The 20,294-nt window shown below is 46.4% G+C and carries 11 protein-coding genes and 1 pseudogene; 4 read left to right on the top strand and 8 right to left on the bottom strand.

All coding sequences use genetic code 11. The features are described from left to right. Nucleotides 1-211: 211 nt before the first annotated feature. Nucleotides 212-2,263 (bottom strand): methyl-accepting chemotaxis protein, encoded by a 2,052-nt coding sequence (locus AC1HDP_RS15495; protein WP_479639436.1) that lies wholly within the window; start codon nt 2,261-2,263, stop codon nt 212-214. A 248-nt stretch (nt 2,264-2,511) separates the two neighbouring features. On the opposite strand from AC1HDP_RS15495, the gene AC1HDP_RS15490 reads away from it, so the two are divergent. Both AC1HDP_RS15490 and AC1HDP_RS15485 read left to right on the top strand, forming a co-directional pair. Continuing rightward, complete coding sequence (locus tag AC1HDP_RS15490) at nt 2,512-2,763, top strand: hypothetical protein (RefSeq protein ID WP_479639435.1); 252 nt, start codon at nt 2,512-2,514, stop codon at nt 2,761-2,763. Between the two features lie 40 nt (nt 2,764-2,803). Then, a pseudogene (locus tag AC1HDP_RS15485) lies at nt 2,804-2,935 on the top strand (recombinase XerD); the annotation flags it as partial. Between the two features lie 176 nt (nt 2,936-3,111). Here the strand turns inward: AC1HDP_RS15485 and groL are convergent. Together groL and AC1HDP_RS15475 are read right to left on the bottom strand one after the other, a co-directional pair. After that, nucleotides 3,112-4,752, bottom strand: coding sequence for a chaperonin GroEL (groL, locus tag AC1HDP_RS15480; protein WP_479639434.1), 1,641 nt, complete (start codon nt 4,750-4,752; stop codon nt 3,112-3,114). 45 nt (nt 4,753-4,797) lie between these two features. After that, the gene (locus tag AC1HDP_RS15475; RefSeq protein ID WP_140930793.1) at nt 4,798-5,088 is read right to left on the bottom strand and encodes a co-chaperone GroES; all 291 of its coding nucleotides are present in this window, start codon (nt 5,086-5,088) and stop codon (nt 4,798-4,800) included. A 318-nt stretch (nt 5,089-5,406) separates the two neighbouring features. On the opposite strand from AC1HDP_RS15475, the gene AC1HDP_RS15470 reads away from it, so the two are divergent. After that, on the top strand, nt 5,407-6,765 hold the full coding sequence (locus tag AC1HDP_RS15470; RefSeq protein WP_479639433.1) for an MATE family efflux transporter: 1,359 nt from the start codon (nt 5,407-5,409) through the stop codon (nt 6,763-6,765). Between the two features lie 83 nt (nt 6,766-6,848). On the opposite strand, the gene AC1HDP_RS15465 is transcribed toward AC1HDP_RS15470, so the two are convergent. From AC1HDP_RS15465 to AC1HDP_RS15455, 3 genes are all read right to left on the bottom strand, one after another. Then, the gene (locus AC1HDP_RS15465; RefSeq protein WP_479639432.1) at nt 6,849-9,239 is read right to left on the bottom strand and encodes a zinc-dependent metalloprotease; all 2,391 of its coding nucleotides are present in this window, start codon (nt 9,237-9,239) and stop codon (nt 6,849-6,851) included. Between the two features lie 305 nt (nt 9,240-9,544). After that, nucleotides 9,545-13,240, bottom strand: coding sequence for a response regulator (locus tag AC1HDP_RS15460; protein WP_479639431.1), 3,696 nt, complete (start codon nt 13,238-13,240; stop codon nt 9,545-9,547). Between the two features lie 193 nt (nt 13,241-13,433). Continuing rightward, nucleotides 13,434-14,828, bottom strand: coding sequence for a PhoH family protein (locus tag AC1HDP_RS15455; RefSeq protein WP_479639430.1), 1,395 nt, complete (start codon nt 14,826-14,828; stop codon nt 13,434-13,436). Between the two features lie 313 nt (nt 14,829-15,141). Here AC1HDP_RS15455 and rapA point away from each other — a divergent pair, with 313 nt between their 5' ends. Continuing rightward, nucleotides 15,142-18,039, top strand: a complete 2,898-nt coding sequence (gene rapA, locus AC1HDP_RS15450; protein ID WP_479639429.1) for an RNA polymerase-associated protein RapA — start codon at nt 15,142-15,144, stop codon at nt 18,037-18,039. An 83-nt stretch (nt 18,040-18,122) separates the two neighbouring features. Here the strand turns inward: rapA and AC1HDP_RS15445 are convergent, their stop codons facing one another. Then, nucleotides 18,123-19,076, bottom strand: a complete 954-nt coding sequence (locus tag AC1HDP_RS15445) for a sensor domain-containing diguanylate cyclase (RefSeq protein WP_479639428.1) — start codon at nt 19,074-19,076, stop codon at nt 18,123-18,125. Nucleotides 19,077-19,086: 10 nt separating this feature from the next. Beyond that, nucleotides 19,087-20,082 carry a response regulator gene (locus AC1HDP_RS15440; RefSeq protein ID WP_479639427.1) on the bottom strand — a complete coding sequence of 332 codons (996 nt, stop codon included), beginning with the start codon at nt 20,080-20,082 and terminating at the stop codon, nt 19,087-19,089. Between the last annotated feature and the right edge of the window lie 212 nt (nt 20,083-20,294).

Below are 20,294 nucleotides of genomic sequence, written 5' to 3'. Positions count from 1 at the left end.
ATGGTTTGCCAGTGAATACACCTAGCTAACGTGGTTAATGCCTTAAGCAAGAGTACTGAAGGCCATACCTAGGTTAGCGGTTATGCCTTAGCGCTAACAGGTGTTAGCGTAAACAGCTCTTAGGCTGCGGCCGCTTGGCCACGTAATCGCCATAACGCAAGATTCACAACGGCGGCGATGGCAATTACATGGGTTAACACTAATGCAGCCATCAATACTGACGCTGAACAGTGCCATCATTAAAGAATTCAATTTGATTTAATAAACTTTGCGCTTGGTCAGCCATAGATTTACTGGCGGCTGACGCTTCTTCCACTAATACCGCATTCTTTTGGGTCATATCATCCATTTGGCTCACAGATAGTGTTACCTCGCGAATACCAATTGATTGCTCTTTACCGGCATTGTCGATATCACCAATCATGCGACTCACTTCTTCAATGGCGCTAAATAACTCTTTAAAGGTGGTGCGGGTTTGGTCAACGAGCTTAGTGCCCTTCTCGACCGCATCAACGCTGTCATTAATCAGCCCTTTGATTTCTTTCGCGGCGCTGCCAGATCGCTGCGCCAAGTTGCGCACTTCTGCTGCCACCACGGCAAAACCGCGTCCTTGCTCACCGGCTCTTGCCGCTTCAACCGCCGCATTAAGTGCCAACAAGTTAGTTTGAAAGGCAATTTCGTTAATCACACTAATAATATCGGCAATCTTATTACTAGAGGCATTAATGTCTTCCATCGCCAAAATGGTGCTCGCCACCACATTTCCGCCATCGTTAGCTTTACTCATCATAGAGGTAGATAACACCGCCGCGCGGCTGGCATTTTCGGCGTTTTGCTGCACTGTGCTATTAAGCTGCTCCATGGCGGCTGACGTTTGCTCAAGCCTAGAGGCTTGACCTTCGGTGCGATGACTCAACTCATCATTGCCTGAGGCGATTTCCTTAGCAGAATCAAAGACGGTATTTGATGCGCTACGAATATTGGCGACCATGTCTTTTAAGGTCTCGATAAAGTCATTCAATGAATTACCTATGACTTTAAATTCGCCGAATAATTCTTGATCTATATTGCGACTTAAATCCCCGCGCGACATCGCCATTAAAACATTACGGATTTTAGCGATAGTGCGCTTGCGCTCGGTAATATCACTGGCATATTTGACCACCTTAAACGGCTTACCATTGAGATCAAAAATCGGATTGTAAGATGCTTGGATCCACACCGTTTTGCCCGCCTTACCTAAGCGCAAGTATTCGCTGACCTCATATTGCCCACGATTAAGGCGCTGCCAAAACTCTTGATATTCGTGACTGGTTTTATATTGGGGATCAACAAACATGCTGTGATGCTTACCCCTAATTTCATCAAGGCTATAACCCATAACCTGGAGGAAATTATGATTAGCATTAATGATGGTGCCATCCATATTAAATTCAATCACAGCTTGCGCCTTACTAATAGCGTCTAACTGGCCACTGGTATCAGCACTTTTAAATTTTTCGGCGGTAATGTCGGTGGCAAACTTAACCACCTTAAATGGCTTACCATTTAAGTCAAAAATAGGGTTGTACGAGGCTTGGATCCACACCTCTTTGCCGCCTTTAGCGATACGCTTATATTCTTTATTCTCATATTCACCGCGATTAAGCTTTTGCCAAAACTCGCGGTATTCATGGCTATCACGCAGGCTTGGCTCAACAAACATACTGTGATGTTTACCTTGAATTTCAGTAAGATTGTAGCCCAACACGCTTAAAAAATTATTGTTCGCATTGATGATGGTGCCATCTAGATTAAATTCAATCACGGCCAAGGCTTTATTAATGGCAATCAATTGGCCACTGCTATTCACATTATGAAATTTTTGCTCTGTGATATCAGTGGCTAACTCAAGCACCTTATACGGCTTGCCATTAGCATCTAAAACCGGGTTATAAGAGGCTTGGATCCACACATCTTTGCCGCCGCGCCCAACACGCTTATATTCATTAGACTCATGCTCGCCCCGATTGAGTTTTTTCCAAAACTCTTGATACTCAAAGCTAGCCTTATGTGCTGGTGTGACAAAAAAACTATGATGCTGCCCCTTAACTTCTTCGAGACGGTAGCCCATCATGTCCAAGAACAGCGAATTAGCGGTAATGATAGTGCCATCAAGGTTAAGCTCAACAATGGCTTGCACCTTATTCATAGCAACCAATTTTGCGGTTAGCTCTAATAACTCAACACTTGCTTCACTGCCAGACTGCATTGCGCCATTCATATTCAAGCCCTTTTTTAAGCCATATCAGAGTTGTTTTAACATCATAAGAGGGATGCACTAATCAAATAAAAATGCCACACCAATACCCTAGAGCATTCGGCTGGCTTGGATGTAGTGCTACATGGAATAAACAATGAGGATGACAATCTAGGTACTGAGATACATAACATTAGAATCCATTCCATTGTCGTTAAAATCCTTAGTATTTCAGAGTATAGACCAAGCTTTATTTACCCACTGAAAATTGTATGAATGTGCAGCAATTACTCTTGCTAAAAACACCACTAAGTGTAGGCGCGCTAAAGAATTACCGTGATAAAGCCAACTGTGGCAAGCTAATAGTTGTCATTAAAAAAGCCCCGAAACCGTTAAGTATCGAGGCTTATGCTTTTGGCTTTTGGCTTTTGGCTTTTGGCTTAAGACCAGTAGAGGTGTTGCGTTGGATAAATCAAGTGAAGCAAGACAGTTATCACAGCGCAAAGTTAACTATTTGTATTTAAAGTAACTTGTCAGTGCCACGCCAAATACACCATACGGAAAAACGCGCAAACTGTCGCGCAGAACGCCTTAGCCTATTTGCATCAGAAGCATCTGCATCAAGAGCTTGGCGATTTAGGTTTTTGCTATGCCACAAAACAGCGTTATCTGCCTACTGCGTTATCCCCATCACAATGCAAATCAAATGCACTTAGATTGAAGAATGAGAACACTAAAGTACCCCGCATTGACCCCTAATCATTCTGGGAGGTCGCCCAATAGTATTAATTTAACTGGAGGGGTACTAACAAAAAAGCCCGCAAACACTAGGCTTGCGGGCTTTTTAGAAGTACTAGTCCTTGGGCAATGCTTTACATCATGCCGCCCATGCCACCCATACCGCCCATGCCACCCATATCTTGAGCAGAAGAGGCTTGTGGGATTTCACCAACCATAGCTTCGGTTGTAATCATCAGGCCAGCAATCGAGGCTGCAAATTGCAGCGCGCTACGAGTTACTTTAGTTGGGTCTAAGATACCCATTTCCAGCATGTCGCCGTAAGTATCGTTACCTGCGTTGTAACCATAGTTACCTGTGCCGTTTTTAACGTTGTTAGCAACCACTGAACCTTCTTCACCAGCGTTGATAGCGATTTGACGCAGTGGCGCTTCCATCGCGCGCAGTGCAATCACTACACCGTGCTTTTGATCTTCGTTGATAACATCCAGCTCACCAATGCGAGAGGCTGCGCGGATTAAGGCAACACCACCACCAGCAACCACACCTTCTTCTACGGCAGCGCGAGTAGCGTGCAGCGCATCTTCAACGCGGGCTTTCTTTTCTTTCATTTCAACTTCGGTCGCAGCACCGACTTTGATAACAGCAACACCGCCAGCTAACTTAGCCATACGCTCTTGCAGTTTTTCTTTGTCGTAATCTGAAGTTGATTCTTCGATTTGTTGCTTAATCTGTACTACGCGGCCTTGAATTTGCTCTTGGTCGCCATTGCCATCGATGATGGTAGTGTTGTCTTTAGTGATAACAACACGCTTAGCAGTACCTAAATCTTCTAACGTCGCTTTTTCCAGCTCCAGACCGATTTCTTCAGAAATCACATTACCACCGGTCAGGATAGCGACGTCTTGCAGCATAGCCTTACGACGGTCACCGAAACCTGGCGCCTTAACCGCAGCCACTTTAACAATGCCGCGCATGTTGTTCACTACCAGAGTCGCTAAGGCTTCGCCTTCAACGTCTTCTGCCACTATCAGTAATGGCTTACCGGTTTTAGCCAGACCTTCAAGGATTGGCAGTAATTCACGGATATTAGTGATTTTCTTGTCAACTAACAGTACGAATGGGTGATCTAATTCAACGCTGCCAGTTTCTTGCTTGTTGATGAAGTATGGAGACAGGTAACCACGGTCAAACTGCATACCTTCAACTACGTCCAACTCGTTTTCCAGCGCTTGGCCTTCTTCAACGGTGATCACGCCTTCTTTGCCCACTTTTTCCATCGCTGTTGCAATGATCTGGCCGATTGACTCGTCAGAGTTGGCAGAAATAGTACCTACTTGGGCGATAGCTTTAGTGTCAGCACATTCTTGTGACAGGTTTTTCAATTCAGCAACCGCTGCGATAACAGCTTTGTCGATACCGCGCTTAAGATCCATTGGGTTCATGCCAGCAGCAACGGCTTTTAAGCCTTCAATCACAATGGCTTGAGCCAGAACTGTTGCAGTAGTGGTACCGTCACCGGCAGCATCGTTGGCTTTAGAAGCAACTTCTTTCACCATTTGTGCGCCCATGTTCTCGAACTTGTCTTCCAGTTCGATTTCTTTGGCAACCGAGACACCATCTTTAGTGATCAGTGGTGAGCCAAAGCTCTTGTCCAGAACCACGTTACGGCCTTTAGGGCCTAAGGTCACTTTAACTGCGTTAGCTAAAATATTTACGCCAGCTAACATTTTTACGCGAGCGTCGTTACCAAATTTAACTTCTTTAGCGGCCATCTTGATAATCCTTAATTTTTAATATTCAGTGGAAATGTCGAGTGGTTATTCAACGATAGCCATTACGTCGGCTTCAGATAAGATCAGCACTTCTTGGCCATCAATCTTTTCTTTCTTCACGCCATAACCTTCGTTGAAGATCACTGTGTCGCCGACTTTAACATCTAATGGACGAACGGTGCCGTTCTCCATGATGCGGCCATTGCCCACAGCCAGAACCTCACCGCGTGTTGACTTTTCGGCAGCGCTGCCTGTCAGCACAATACCACCAGCAGAAGTTGACTCAACTTCTAAACGCTTAACGATAACGCGATCATGTAATGGACGAATATTCATCTGTGGATTCTCCTAATGATTTTTTTGCCCAAAGTAGGTTGGGTATGATGGTGTGATGCAGCAAATCCTGTTTGCTTAGCATCTGATAAATACTTAATGGGGACGTACAAGTGAGATTCAAGTGCGAACATGGATTTTTTTTAAGAATTTCATCAATCGAGCCCAAACTCAGCATGAAATCTGGGCTTAAGGGCTAACAGCGTGATGAAGCTGACAGATTAAGAGTGAGATAGCTCCATGGCTGGCAGTTTGTGGCTTGGGCTAGTTTACGCTTTCCTGCTAATATGCCCGCTTTCTGATGCATTGTAATGGTAGTGAATGAGAGACAGACACGGGTTACTCAGTGCCCCTATCAGTCAGGTACTGCTAGCTATGAGCCTGCCAAATTTGGTGGGAATGCTAACTGTACTCGGCTTCAACCTAGTTGATACGTTTTTTATCAGTCAATTAGGCACGCTGCCATTAGCCGCTATTAGCTTTACTTTTCCTATGACCTTAGTAGTGGCGAGCATAGCCATTGGCATAGGTGCGGGCGTGGCGACTCAACTTGGCCGGCTTATTGGTTCAGGTAACGCCGCGCGCGCTAAGTTATTTTTGGGCGATGCGCTCTTACTCACCTTTAGTTTAACCGCGCTACTGGCTTTACTTGGCGGCGCGTTAATCGATCCACTCTTTAGCGCCCTAGGGGCGAACGCCGCCGCACTCATACTCATCCATCAATATATGTCGGTGTGGTATTTAGGCGCGCCATTATTAGTGCTGTTAATGGTGGGTAATCAAGGGCTACGCGCCACAGGTGATACCGGTTCGCCTGCCAAAATCATGGCGTTAGCGGCGCTGATTAATTTAATCCTCGACCCGTTACTGATCTTTGGCTTAGGTCCGTTTCCGCGCTTAGAAATTCAAGGCGCCGCCATAGCCTCGGTGGCATCTTGGGTGATTGCCTTAGGGTTATCCGGCCATTTATTACTCGTGAAACGTAAACTCATTGCTTGGGGCGGCTGGTCATGGCAGCGGATTAAACACAATTGGCAGCAACTGGCATTAATTGCCCGCCCCGCCACCTTAATGAATTTAATTAACCCGATTTTCAATGCCTTGATGATGGCCATTTTAGCGCGCATGGACTTAAATGCCGTGGCGGCCTTTGGCGCTGGCACTCGGGTCGAGTCCATTTTATTGCTCGGAGTCATGGCGTTATCATCAAGCTTAGTGCCTTTTATCGCCCAAAATCTTGGCGCTAATCAACCGGCGCGGGCGCATCAAGCCTTAATGCTGTCGCTTAAATTTGTGCTGGTTTTTCAAACCTTGCTCTATATCCCTATCGCCCTGCTCGCTCACCCTATTGCTACGCTGTTTTCAAGCGATCCGCAGGTAATTGAATGGCTGCACCTGTATATCTTATTGCTGCCATTGGCTTATGGGCCACTGGGCGTCGTGATTATCGTGGCCACCAGCCTTAACGCTTACCATAAGCCGATGGCATCGTTAACGCTTAACTTATGCCGGCTGTTTTTACTTATGCTGCCACTGGCTTGGCTTGGCGCCGAACTCTTTGGCGTGACGGGCTTATTGGCAGCGCTGCCACTCAGTAACTTAGTGATGGGCATAGGTTGCTACATGTTAGCTAAACGCTTATTTAGTACGCCTGCGCCCGCTAAGCTCAGCAGTGTTTAATCATTTGGCTAAGCGTTAGCAGAGCGCAGCTGCGCAAACAATAAAGGAGCTCAAGGCTCCTTTATTGTTTGCGATTTTTGCAGTTAAATTGGCGAGCCCGGGGGCAACTGCGCAGGCGTTGGGATAAACCTAAACTTAGCGTCGTTAATTGCTTTCGCTAACCCTAAGGATAACCACTGATAATGCGCCGCATATTCACTGCTACTGCGATTAGATAAGCGCTCTAACTTCTCTTCAATCAACTTAAGCTCCATCAGCAATATCGCCCGCACTTCACTGCTAGTCGCAGCGTTATGGTAGGCGTTAAGTAAGCTATCAAGCATCACAGCATTAACCCTTTGGCTAATGGCCTTTAACTGCCTACCTAACACTTCATCATCTAAGGTCACTCGCTGCACTTGCTTTAACAGCGATGACAGAGTCAATTGCTCTGGGTCGGTTAAGGATGCCTGATAGATACGGTTTAAGCGCTCAGGCTGCAATATGGCATCTAGGGTATGGCGACTTAATACTTCGGCCATATACAAGGGGTCAGTAATCACCCCAAGATGAGAGCCAAAGCTTTCGCGGCTGGATTGATAGTTACCCATCTTAGGCACTAAGTTTTGCAGCAACTCATCTTTAAGGGCGAGCGCGTCTGGCGTAATGGTTTGCAGCAAGGCGCTGAGGGCTTGTTTTTGCTGCTCGGGCGCTATGTAATCCCAACTTTGCTGGTCACCTTGATAGGTATAATCTGTGCCCCCTAAATATTTAGCAGCGGCGGTAATTTGATAGCGGCTAAATAAGTAAATAGGCACTAGCGCATCGGATAACTGACCTTGAGGGTCATCAGCCAATAAAGCATTAGGATTAAACTGAGCTAAGGCCAGTTTACGGATACTTTGCATGCGCGTGAGTTCAGAGGCGGCATTAGAGCCATTATCCCATAGGCTAGCGTAGGCGTGACTGGCATTATCAGTGCGCGAATCCGCTTCACCTATGTACCTTAATCCGTGCTCTAACACTTGCTGCTGCAGCTTAATCATGGCTTTAGCGCTATTGTCGCCAAAATCCCCATAGCCATAGGCAATGGCGTAATCATCCCAGCGGCCGAGCGTATTGGTATAGGCATGGCCTATATCTATTTGTTCGTTATTAATGCGCACCATAGGATGGGGGTAATCCATCACTGAGGCATTGGCATTGGTGGAAGCCGCAAAGTTATGATCTAGCCCTAAAGTGTGGCCGATTTCATGGGCGGATAACTGCTTTAAACGCGCTAACGATAAATCCATACTGGCATCAGCGGCCGCTTGTCTATCTTCCCAGCCAGAAGTTAATCCGCGGGCAATTAAGTGATCATGGCGCACCCTAAGGCTGCCTAAGGTCACATGGCCTTTAATGATTTCGCCATTGCGCGGATCGATAATAGCCGCGCCATAAGACCAGCCACGAGAGGCCCTATGCACCCACTGAATGACGTTATAACGCACATCTTGTGGGTCAGCATCTTCTGGCAATAACTTCACTTCAAAGCCATCAATAAAGCCTGCCTTAGTAAAGGCGGTTTTCCACCAAGCGGCACCTTCCAATAACGCAGTGCGCATAGGTTCAGGCACGCCAGGGTCAAGATAATAGACAATAGGTTTAACAACGCGCGATGGCGCGGCACCAGGGGTAATCTTTTGCAGGCGATGGCGCAGCAACATGTGTTGCTCTAACGGCTGAAACAAAGGCGCGGCGTAATCAAAGTAGCTATCGGATAAATAGCCGCTCATAGGCGTGTATGGCCGCGCTTCATAACCAGGTTCTGGCAGCTGAATAAAGGAGTAACGCATTCTTACCGTGAGCGCTTTACCATCGGGCGCCACTTTGGCAACTTCAGCGCCAGATGCCTCGGCACTAAAGGTTAATGACACATCAACATCCGCGTTGCGGGCAAAGGCTTTAATGCTCTTAGGTAAAATTAACGAACGCTCTGGGTCTAGCTGATATTGGCCTTGATTAGTGCTTGCAAGGCGGGCGCTTACGCCATGCAAATCTGCCAGCACTAACGAGCTAATATCGACAGTCGAAGGCTGACCGCTATTGATGCGGCCTTGCCACAATACCGATTGGGCAAAGGCTTCGTTCACTGCACGCTGCTCTGCGCTATTATCGCTGTCTGCGCGATAACGGCTATTGAGTTGCACTAAGCGCAGAAAGTTACCGTGGCGTTCAAACTGCACTAAGCGCGTCCAACCTAATTGACCTCTATCTAGACCAATATCGTTAGAGCCGACGCCATGGGGCAGTGCGGTCAATAAGATAAATGGCTGCTTGAAGGCGATAGCCTGCTCATTGAGTTGTAATAATAATTGGCCATCGGCTTGGTAAGCGAGCTTAAGAAAACCTGATGTCTTGGTTTGCTCCTCACCATAAGCGATTGAGACTGGCGCCATCATAGGCGCTGCTAGCATCAGCGCCGTTAATATTGGGGCTATCTTTAAGTTCATCCCTACTCCTTGGACTTAGCAATTTAGTCTCTTACAAATAACGCTATGAGTGCATTATCTTTTTATAATTCTGGTGTGCATATTAACTAGCTATGGGTTGACTGTAGTGACGGTTAATAGTCACTGGGCTTACGTCGAGCCTATCCTAGAGCAGGCACACATCATAAGCTGCGGTAAAGTAAATACTCAACTCATTCCCAGCTTATTATGGCCATCTTTTTATTGGCCCATGCATTCCTTGCATGAGCCATGCATAACTGATGTTAGCCACGCTAACCTTGCTTTAGCACTCGCACTAATAGTGATTACTTAGCTATCCAGTATTCTAGGGTTTCAAACAATTCACTCAAGACAATAGGCTTAGTGATGTGGTCATTCATGCCTGCCGCCAAACTCTTATCTTTATCACCACTCATGGCATGAGCTGTCATGGCTATGATTGGCAGCTCTTGGCTTGAATAAATCTTACGTAACTCTTGGGTGGCCGTAAGACCATCCATCACCGGCATTTGAATATCCATAAGCACAGCATCGTACTTATTCGGGGTTATCATGGCTAACGCGATTTCACCATTATCCGCCACATCGACTATGTAACCTGCGCTTTTTAACAGTTCACTCGCCACTTGCTGGTTAATTAAATTATCTTCCACTAACAAGACATAGGCGGCTTTGGCGGGCAGTGCTGGCGTTTTATTTGGCTTGGCATCGATAGCCTTAGTCGTTTGATGGCTATCAAACGCACTGATGATTTCATCATACAGGCTTGAGGCCTTTAACGGCTTATGCAGCACGGCATGGACACGTTCATCATCAAGCAAAGCTGGGAAGTCTTCAGTGTTGTGCGCCGTCATTATGATAACCACAGGGCGAATCGATAAGCGGCCATCACTGACCATATCATCAATGGCAGTCACGACTTGCAGGCCATCCATTTCAGGCATGACCCAGTCCAGTAGAATTAAATCTACCGGATGATGCTCAAGCTTATATAAGGCTTCGGCGCCACTGGTTGCCGTTAACACTTCAAAGTGCAATTCGCGCATTTCAGTGGCATACATCTGCAGGGCACTCGGATTATCATCCACCACTAAGGTGCGCAGCTTTTGCAGCGGTTTCAGCGGCGCTTTAATGGCAGGTTTTAATTCTTCTGCAATTTCAAAACTTAAAGTGAATGAGAAAATACTGCCGCTACCTGGCTCACTTTCTACCGCTAGGGTGCCGCCCATCATAGACACTAAATGTTTACTGATAGATAACCCAAGGCCTGTGCCGCCGTATTTGCGCGTGGTGGAACCATCGGCTTGGGAGAAAGCATCAAACAGCTTAGCTTGCTGCTCTTGACTGATGCCTATGCCGGTATCGCGCACCCAAAACATCAAGGAAATGCGACTATCTCTATCGCCGACATCTTCACAACCCAGCTCAATCTCGCCATAAGGTGTGAATTTAACGGCGTTAGATAATAAGTTAATCAGCACTTGGCCTAAGCGTAATGGGTCGCCTTTTAGCACTAAGCCCGAGGTCACAGGCGCGTACAGCAGTAATTCAACGCCCTTTTCTTGCGCCTTCCACCCATTAAGGTCAAGCGCGTGATCTAACACTTTATCGAGCGGGAATGGCACGCGCTCAAGCTCCAACTTACCTGCCTCTATCTTAGAAAAGTCCAAGATATCGTTAATGATGCGCAGCAAGGACTGCGCCGAGAAACTTGCCTTATCTAAGTAATCTTCTTGCTGCAGCGTCAGTTCGGTGCGATTGGCTAATTCCAACATACCAATAATGGCATTCATGGGGGTGCGGATTTCATGGCTCATATTGGCCAAGAATTCACTCTTATACATGTTGGCAAGTTCAGCGTCTTGCTTAGCTTCTAACAAGGCCACTTCGTTAATCTTTTGGCGGGTAATATCTTTATGAGTTCCCACCATACGCTTAGGTTGCCTATCGGGTGTGAATTCCACCATACGGCCACGAGCCAATATCCAGTGATAATCACCATTTTTAGCGCGCATTCTAAATTCAATCTCATAGGCGCCGACGGGATTAACTAAATACTGCTCGCGGTATTGCACGACTCGCAGGCGATCGTCTCTATGGATTAAGCCATCAATAGTGCTGATTAACGCCGGGAATTCATTATTGCGATAGCCCAGCATCGAATAATAAGACGGGTTACAAATGATTTGCTCTGAGTCTAAATACCAATCCCACAAGCCATCTTCTACCGCGTCCATGGCTAAGTGATAACGCTCTTCTGACAAGCGTAACTGTTCGGCTGACTCGTATTCACGGGTGACATCACGCCATACGGCAATCAGGCCTAACAGTTCACCGCGCCTGTTATAAAACGGCAGCTTTAAGGTATCATACAGCACAGGTTTGCCCGCAAGCACGGCTTTTTCTTGGTAACGCAGCGAAGTACGATCGCGTAATACCTGCATATCTTCTGTGCGAATACGCGCGCCATGTTCAGGTGATGACACTTCTTCTGGCGACATGCCCAGCATTTCACTTTCGCTAATGCCAAGCATACGTTCGGCGGCCTTATTGCAACCTAAGTACTGACCTTCTTTGTCTTTAAAGACAATAGCCTCTGGGATTGAATCGAGCAGCGAGCGCAGTAATGCATATTCGCGCTCTCGCCTTTCTGTGGTTTCTTTTAAGCGTTCAGTGCGCCGCGCAACCAAGTTATCTAGCCGTTTGTTTTGCTCAGATAGATGGGCGGTATATTGCAAGTTTTCCTCAAAAATCCGGCTCACCAACTGAAACCACGGCTCCCACCCTGGGCTAATTTCTTGGGGCGGTTTACGCGGTGAAATCGAGCAGCCTTCAAGATGTGACAACAACTTAGAGGCTGGGTTTACAAACGAGCGCCGAGTCTGCCAATGCACCACAGTGACCAATAAAGACAGAGCCATGACCACAATGAGGAAGGTATTTTCCAGTTTTTTCCACGATTCAGCGTAAAGCGCATCTTCATTTTGTAAATACAGCAGACGCCAAGGCACATTTTGCAGATTAATCGCCTGAACATAATAGCCATTTTTCACTTGGCCGCGGCCAGGACTTAACAAGTCTGCTTCGGGTAATGAGTGCAGCGCCGATGGAATACGCTGACTAATGTGATAAACGCGATTGTTATCGCTCACCTTAAAGTCGCTGTGAGACAAGATATTGTTTTGCTGATCGAGCAAGATAACTGTGCCCGGCATTTTAAAATAAGTGCGCATCTGTTTAATTAAGCTTGATAAGGTCATATCAAGATTAATGGCGCCAATGAACTCATCCCCCAAATAAATAGGAATGCCTAAGGTAGTGAGCAACCCTTTGCCCGCAGGGTCGGTATAAGCCTCAGACCAATAGACACTGCGCTGCGGATTCATCTCAGGGGTCGCGAGTAAAAACTGACTCTTCTTAAGGAGTCCCAACCTAAAGCCTTTCTCATTTTCAGGCCAAGGGTAATAGGACATTAACTCGCGATTAGATAAGTAATAAATCGCCGAGGCATTCGGCACAGCTTCTTTGGCCACCGGGAATGATAAAGATAATTCAAACAACATTTCTAATTCTTTATAGAAACCAGCATCCCTATCTTTTAAAGAGCCAGCGCCAGTAATTCGCCCCATATTAAGGAACGGCTTACCGTTGGCGGCATAATTGGGGGATAAGGTAAAAAAGCCTTCTTGCCTAGTAAACTTTTCGATGCTTGGCTCTTGATTGAAATGCGAGTCTTGGCTTAATTCGAGGCTATCTTCGGCGGCATCTTTAAGACTGGTGACGGCTCGAATACTCGATTCAAGCAACATGTCGATTTGGGTAACGTGGCGCTCAATTTGTTCTTGGCGCTGACTTACTAACGCCTCTTTTTCAGCATCAAACGCCGACCAAGTCGCTAAGCAAGATAATAAAATAACGCCCATATAAGTATAAAATACGGCCCAGTTATAATTTTTTTGAATGGCCGATTTTAATTGATATTCTGGCTCGTTTGACTTCATTGTCTCGTTATCTCAGGCTCTTACGGTGGTTAATAATAATATCAGGAAGCGTCACCTAGACCAACGGCTATAAAATGGTTAATGGGCAGATAAAAATAACAATGCCGATAAAATCGGCATTGTTATTGTCTAATCGCGGCTAACTTGAGCGTTAACCTTAGGGCTAAGTGTTATCTGGTCAATTGTCTAGTGACTACAAATGCTCCTCAGCATATTCAGCCAAGCGTGAACGCACTACGCCATTAAGATAAATATTGGCACTACCATCAAAGTTCTTAAAACGCTCCACCATGTAAGTTAAGCCTGAGGTAACGGCGGTCAGATAATTAGAATCAATTTGCGATAAATTACCGCAGCAAATTAATTTAGTACCCTCGCCCATGCGAGTTATCATGGTCTTGATTTGTGATGCAGTAAGGTTTTGGCATTCATCGAGCAGCACAATAGAGTTTTGAATCGAGCGACCGCGCATAAAGTTAATCGACTTAAACTGTATGTTGGCCTTTTCCATGATGTAACTCATGCTGCCATTGGGGTTAGCATCATTCTTATGCAGCACTTCTAAGGTGTCGGTAATGGCCGCAAGCCATGGCATCATCTTTTCTTCTTCCGTTCCCGGTAAGAAGCCAATAGATTCGGCCAATTCTGGGGTATTACGGGTCACTATCACCTTTTCGTACTTGTTACGCTCCACCACCATTTCAAGCGCTGCGGCCATGGCCAGCAAGGTTTTACCGCAGCCCGCGGGACCCGTTAAAATCACTAAGTCAATATCAGGGTCGAGCAGCGCATTGAGCGCCATGCCTTGATAAATGTTTTTAGGCTTAATGCCCCAAGCTTCTTGGTTTAATAAGCGATTACGCCCAAGGTCGCGCACGATTAAATTTTCAGGCCCTGGGGAGACTACCCGTCCACAAAAGTCTGAGTCTTCATCAATTAAATATTGGTTAGTGTATAAGCCTTCGGTGGCTAACGCCGAGGTTGGGATTGAGTGCTCAGTGTAACGCCCGTGTCTTTCGGTGCTCACCTTATCAAGGCGCTGCCAAAAGCCACCATCAAACTGATGAAAGCCTTTCGATAGAAAGCGAATGTCATCAATAAGCTGGTCTGTGCGATAGTCTTCAACCCGCTCCATGCCTGCGCCCTTAGCTTTGAGGCGCATGTTGATGTCTTTGGTAACTAATATGACTTGTCTAGGTTGGAACTGACGCTGTAGATGCAGCGCAGTATTGATAATGCGGTTATCGTTATTATCCCCAGGCAAGTCACCTATGGTGTAGGCAATTTTATGGTCGGGGAAAATCGCTAAGCTGCCAACAGCATCTTCATGGCCTTCACGTAAAGGTAATGGCACACCGCTAATGATGTCTTCTGGAGTGACAGAGCCACCAAGTATGCTCTCAAGCGCGCGAATGGCGACGCGGGCATCACGACTAACATCGCTCTTGCGATCTTTAATGTTGTCCAGTTCCTCAAGGACTGTCATGGGAACCATGACATCATGCTCTTGAAAGGAGTAGATGGCTAAAGGTTCATGTAACAATACGTTAGTATCCAGTACAAATAACTTTTTGCTGTCAGTATCCATGGAGCCTCCAATTTGCTGATTTAAGATGCCGTCCTGAATCTCACCTAGCTTGCCCTCCATTAAATGTCACCTCATCTTTAATACTACACCCAAGTTGATAAAGCTCAATCGCTTTGTAAAGCCTTTATTAATAGCTTGTCTGCTATCACAGCCTGTAAATGTGACCAAAGTATGACAAGGATGAAAAAGCTTATTCAGCCGTGCATTTGAGATTTCATCACTGGCGACTTATGCTGAAGCCAGCGGTTTTAAAGTCCCCCCGATTGGTGTAAGATTCGCGCCCTTTGTGACTAGCCCCAGATGAGAGTAAAAGATGCCGTTTGCCTTAGGTCAGCGCTGGATAAGTGATACTGAATCAGAACTTGGTTTAGGAACTGTGGTACAAGTTGAGCCCCGCATGGTGACTGTGATGTTCCCTGCCACCGCGGAAAACCGCATGTTTTCCCGTACCGAAGCGCCATTGACTAGGGTGATCTACAACCCGGGTGATACCATTGAAAGCCACGAAGGTTGGAGCCTTAGCGTTACTGAGCTAGAAGAGCGCGACAATCTGGTGTACTACACTGGCCCGCGCACCGATAACGGTGAAGTGACGACTCTCAGAGAAACTCTGCTTAACCACAACATTCGCTTCAATAAGCCACAAGACAGATTATTTGCCGGTCAAATCGACAGACTCGATCGTTTTGGCATGCGCTATAAAAGCCAATTACTGCGTCATCAGCTATCAAGCTCAGACATGCTCGGCCTGCAAGGCCCACGCGTTGGCTTAATCGCCCACCAAATGTGGATTGCCCATGAAGTGGGTCGCCGTCACGCGCCGCGCGTATTGTTAGCCGATGAAGTAGGTTTAGGTAAAACCATTGAAGCTGGCTTAATTATCCACCAGCAATTAATGACAGGTCGCGCTGAACGTATTTTGGTATTAGTGCCAGATACCTTGCGTCACCAGTGGTTAGTAGAAATGCTGCGCCGCTTCAACTTACGCTTCTCTGTTTTTGATGAAGACAGATGCGTAGAAGCTTATGCTGATAATGACAACCCTTTCTATACCGAGCAGTTAGTGATTTGTTCATTAGAACTGCTGCGTAAAAAGCGTCGTCTTGACCAAGCCTTAGATGCCGACTGGGATCTGTTAGTGGTCGATGAAGCGCATCACTTAGAATGGTCTGAAGATGAGCCAAGCCGCGCTTATCGTATCGTTGAAGCCTTATCAGAAGTGGTCCCTGGCGTATTGCTGTTAACGGCAACCCCAGATCAGTTAGGTCATCAGAGTCATTTTGCGCGTTTGCGCCTGTTAGACCCAGATCGTTTCTACGACTACGACACCTTCTTACAAGAAGAAGAAAACTATAAAGATGTGGCCGATGCGGCGGCATCTTTAGTGGCGAGCGAGCCATTAAGCCCTCAGCAAATTACGGCCTTAACCACCATTTTGGCGGGATCGGATGTAAGCGCGCAGTTAGCTGTGGTTAACGCTGACAGTGATGCCAGCGTTGCTGCTCGCGATGCCTTGCTGCAAGAACTGCTTGACCGTCATGGTACTGGCCGCGTCTTGTATCGCAACAGCCGCGCCTCAGTCAAAGGCTTCCCGACTCGTATTTTCCATGCTTATCCGCAGCAAATGCCTGAGCAATATGCCACGGCCGCGCGCGTGAATGCCATGATGGGCGGCTACAAGAGCCAAGCCCAGAAAATCGCCCAAGTATTAAGCCCAGAGAAACTCTATCAAGCGTTTGATGATAACAATGCCTCGTGGTGGAAATTTGATCCTCGAGTAGATTGGTTAATCGATTTCTTAAAGAGTCATCGCAGCAAGAAAGTACTCATCATTGCTAGCCAAGCTGAAACCGCTTTGGCACTGGAAGAAGCGCTGCGTACCCGCGAAGGTATTTTAGCGACCGTATTCCATGAAGGCATGTCGATTATCGAGCGTGATAAAGCGGGCGCTTTCTTTGCCCAAGAAGATGGCGGCGCGCAGGCACTGATCTGTTCTGAAATTGGCTCAGAAGGACGTAACTTCCAGTTTGCTAGCCACTTAGTGTTATTCGACTTACCGTTGAATCCAGACTTACTAGAGCAACGTATCGGTCGTCTTGACCGTATCGGCCAGCAAAATGATGTTGAAATTCATCTGCCTTATTTGCAAGACACAGCCCAAGAGCAGTTAATGCGTTGGTATCAAGCGGGCTTAAATGCATTTGAGCTGACTTGCCCAAGTGGTCACTTACTTTATGGTGAATTTGGCGAAGCCTTATTAAATGCCTTAATCGCCTGCGATCAAGACAGCATAGATACCATCATAGAAGACACGCAGGAGCGTTATCAGAGCTTAAAGCATGCTATGGAGCAAGGCCGTGACAAGTTGCTTGAAATCAACTCTCATGGCGGCGACAAGGCCAATGCATTAATCAAGCGCTTAAGTCAGTTAGATAACAACACTAACTTAATTGCGTCAGTCATTCGTTTATGGGACATCATAGGCGTAGATCAGGAAGATAAAGGTGAAAACACCATTATCTTAAAGCCGACCGAACACATGATGTTCCCGACTTACCCAGGTCTGCCAGAAGATGGCATTACTGTGACTTTTGATCGTGAAACTGCGCTATCGCGTGATGATATTGCGCTTATCACTCAAGAGCATCCGTTAGTGCAAACCGCCCTTGATTTAATTACTGGCTCAGATACTGGCTCCACCAGTGTCGCGGTATTAAAGAATAAGGCTTTACCCGCAGGCACCATCTTCCTTGAGCTGATTTATTTAGCTGAAGCAAGTGCGCCTAAGGCAAGCCAAGTGTATCGCTACTTACCACCAACCCCGATTCGGGTATTACTGGATAAAAACGGTAACAACCTCAGCGCCAATGTTGATTACGATAGTTTTGATCGCCAATTAAGCGCTGTGAACCGTCATGTCGGTGGCAAGCTAGTGAGTGCTTCGCAAACCTTACTGCACCCATTATTTGCTAAGGCTGAAGTGGTAGCGCAGGCGCAATTAGATGAGTTGTTGGTGAGCGCGCGCACCCAAATGACCGAGCAATTAGGTCATGAGTTAGCCCGCCTTAAAACCCTAAAAGCGGTGAATCCCAACATTCGTGATGAAGAGTTGCAGCATATCGAAGGGCAAATGACTGAATTGGCGCAATATCTCAATGATTGCCCACTTAAGCTTGATGCCATTCGTTTAGTGTTAGTTAGCCACGCTTAAGCTATAACGCTAATGCACTTGATGCACTAAAACTAACAGCCCCGCATGCGGGGCTGTTGTGTTTGGGGGCTAAAATAATGAACTCATTCTCCATGACAACAAAGATTGCCACCTTGCGCTTTCGCCTGCCCGAGCAAGGTTTCACAGTGCTGCAACCAAAAACGAGCACTATCAAAATTGACCACAAACTCGACCACGGCAGCACTACAAGTGAGGGTAATGGCGTTACCTTCGATTTTAAATGGGTAAGTCGCGAGCTTATGCAAGAAGCGCCGGCCAAAGACTATGGCTTGGTCTTGCGGGGTATTAGGTAAAATCACCCCAAAGGTATTGCCATCATAGCGGCCAATACTGTCGGTTTCTCGAATACTCATGCTCAACTTTTTTGCCACAGAGGCCAAAATCACATCGCCACAATCATAACCAAAATCACTATTAATCTTGGCAAAGTTATCAATATTAAACAAAAGGATGCAGGCACTTGTTTGATAGCGCTGACAGCGCTTAAATTCACTGTCTAAATTCTGCAGCCATTGGCGGCGACTCGCTATTCCAGTTAATTCATCGACTGTTTGCAACTGCATAATAGTCTCTTGCGCTTTTAAGAGATTACGCCGAGTTAACGCCATATTAGTCACGTCATAAACTATGATGCTGATATGGCTCACCTTGCCAGTTAACGAGGTGAGTGGCAGCAAGGTCAGGTTCTGGTACATATAGCGGCTTTGGCCGGTAATCGGGTGATAGTTATTAAACTGAAACACATAAGGTCTTTGCTCGTGACTAATAAACGCTTGGTTTTTTAAAGTAAATACCGTTTCCATTTTTTGTTTTAACCAAGAGGCAGGTAAGTCTGGAAAACGCTTAAACAAGTTATCGCCTTTAATATCATTAGGCGCTATGCCGCTGTGGTTTTCCATAAAGCCATTCCACAACTGGATGTTATAGTCCCTATCTAGCACTACTAGCCCGACTTCTATGGTTTGCACCATATCAATTAACCAATGCAGCTCATTCATTGCATCCAAATCAGCCATAGTCGCCCCCTTAATCCAACAAATAACCGAGTTTATAGCTCAGGGTTGGAATTGAATCTTCAGTAAACAGTAGCAAGAGATCGCACTGCACTTGATGGTCTTCAATCTGATAATTAATTTCCATCGCAAGCGTGCGCTGCCACTGCGATGAGTTTTCACTAATAAGCTCATCAAAACTGCAGTGTCGCCCCAAAATAAGCGGGTGAGACTGACTAAAGTGCATGTCTAATTGCTCGGCGACGCCATTTAAAAAGGCACCAATTAACACATTACCAGTATCCATCAAGACTTCGGTTTCCATGTCAGCTGACGCGGGGAAATTGAGTCCCATTAACTTGGCCATTTCGTTAAAACAGGCATCATGGAATAGCAGTAACGCTTCACCGCGAATACCGGCACCGATAAATCCTTGGCACAGCGCCGAGATTTTTTCGTTTTCTTTGGCAGAAGTGAGCGCCATAGTGAGCTCACTCACTTCAAGCACATTAACGTTAGGGATTGGCATTAACACGAATACATCCAGTAGCTTAGCGAGCAAATCAGCCGCGCGCCCCATGGCGACGTTGGCAATTTCTTGGCAAGCATCGCGCAAGTCCACTTTAAGCAGGGTGGAGTCAAGTTCGCTGACATGGTGAGTTTCAGCGATAACCCCATATTCCATTAAGATATTGCGGATACTATCCACATTGACTGGCTTTTGAATAAAATCTAAAGCGCCCAGCGCCTTTACCCGCTCATGGGCTTTAATTTGAATATCACCAGAAACCACGATAATTAAGGCGGGCAAATCTTGCCGCTGCACTTGCTCAAGCACTTCATAACCGTCCATCACAGGCATATTAAGGTCAAGAAACACCACCTCACCCTTACCGGCTAAAATGGCTTTTAATCCTTCTTCCCCGTTGGTGGCATAGGTAATATCAACATCCCAATCGGCAGGTAATGTTCTAGCCATTTGTTTGCGCGCCATGGCTGAATCATCACAAATAAGCACTTGTGTAGTCATGATCTCGATATGTCCTTATCAATGTCTTTATGATTATCCGCTGCTTAATCTTGTGTAGGACCTGCTTGCCTGCATCGCCCTATGGATAACTCTCGCCTCAAGTGTAGTTGCTTAAATGCCATTGTGATATTTGATGTGATTAAACAACAAGGAGTTAGCTGGACTGACCATGGTTGAACGTGTTAATAATATTCACAATTGATTAGACCAAA

It is taken from the genome of Shewanella sp. ISS20 (genome assembly GCF_056522965.1).
This window is presented reverse-complemented; position numbering and strand designations above follow the sequence as displayed.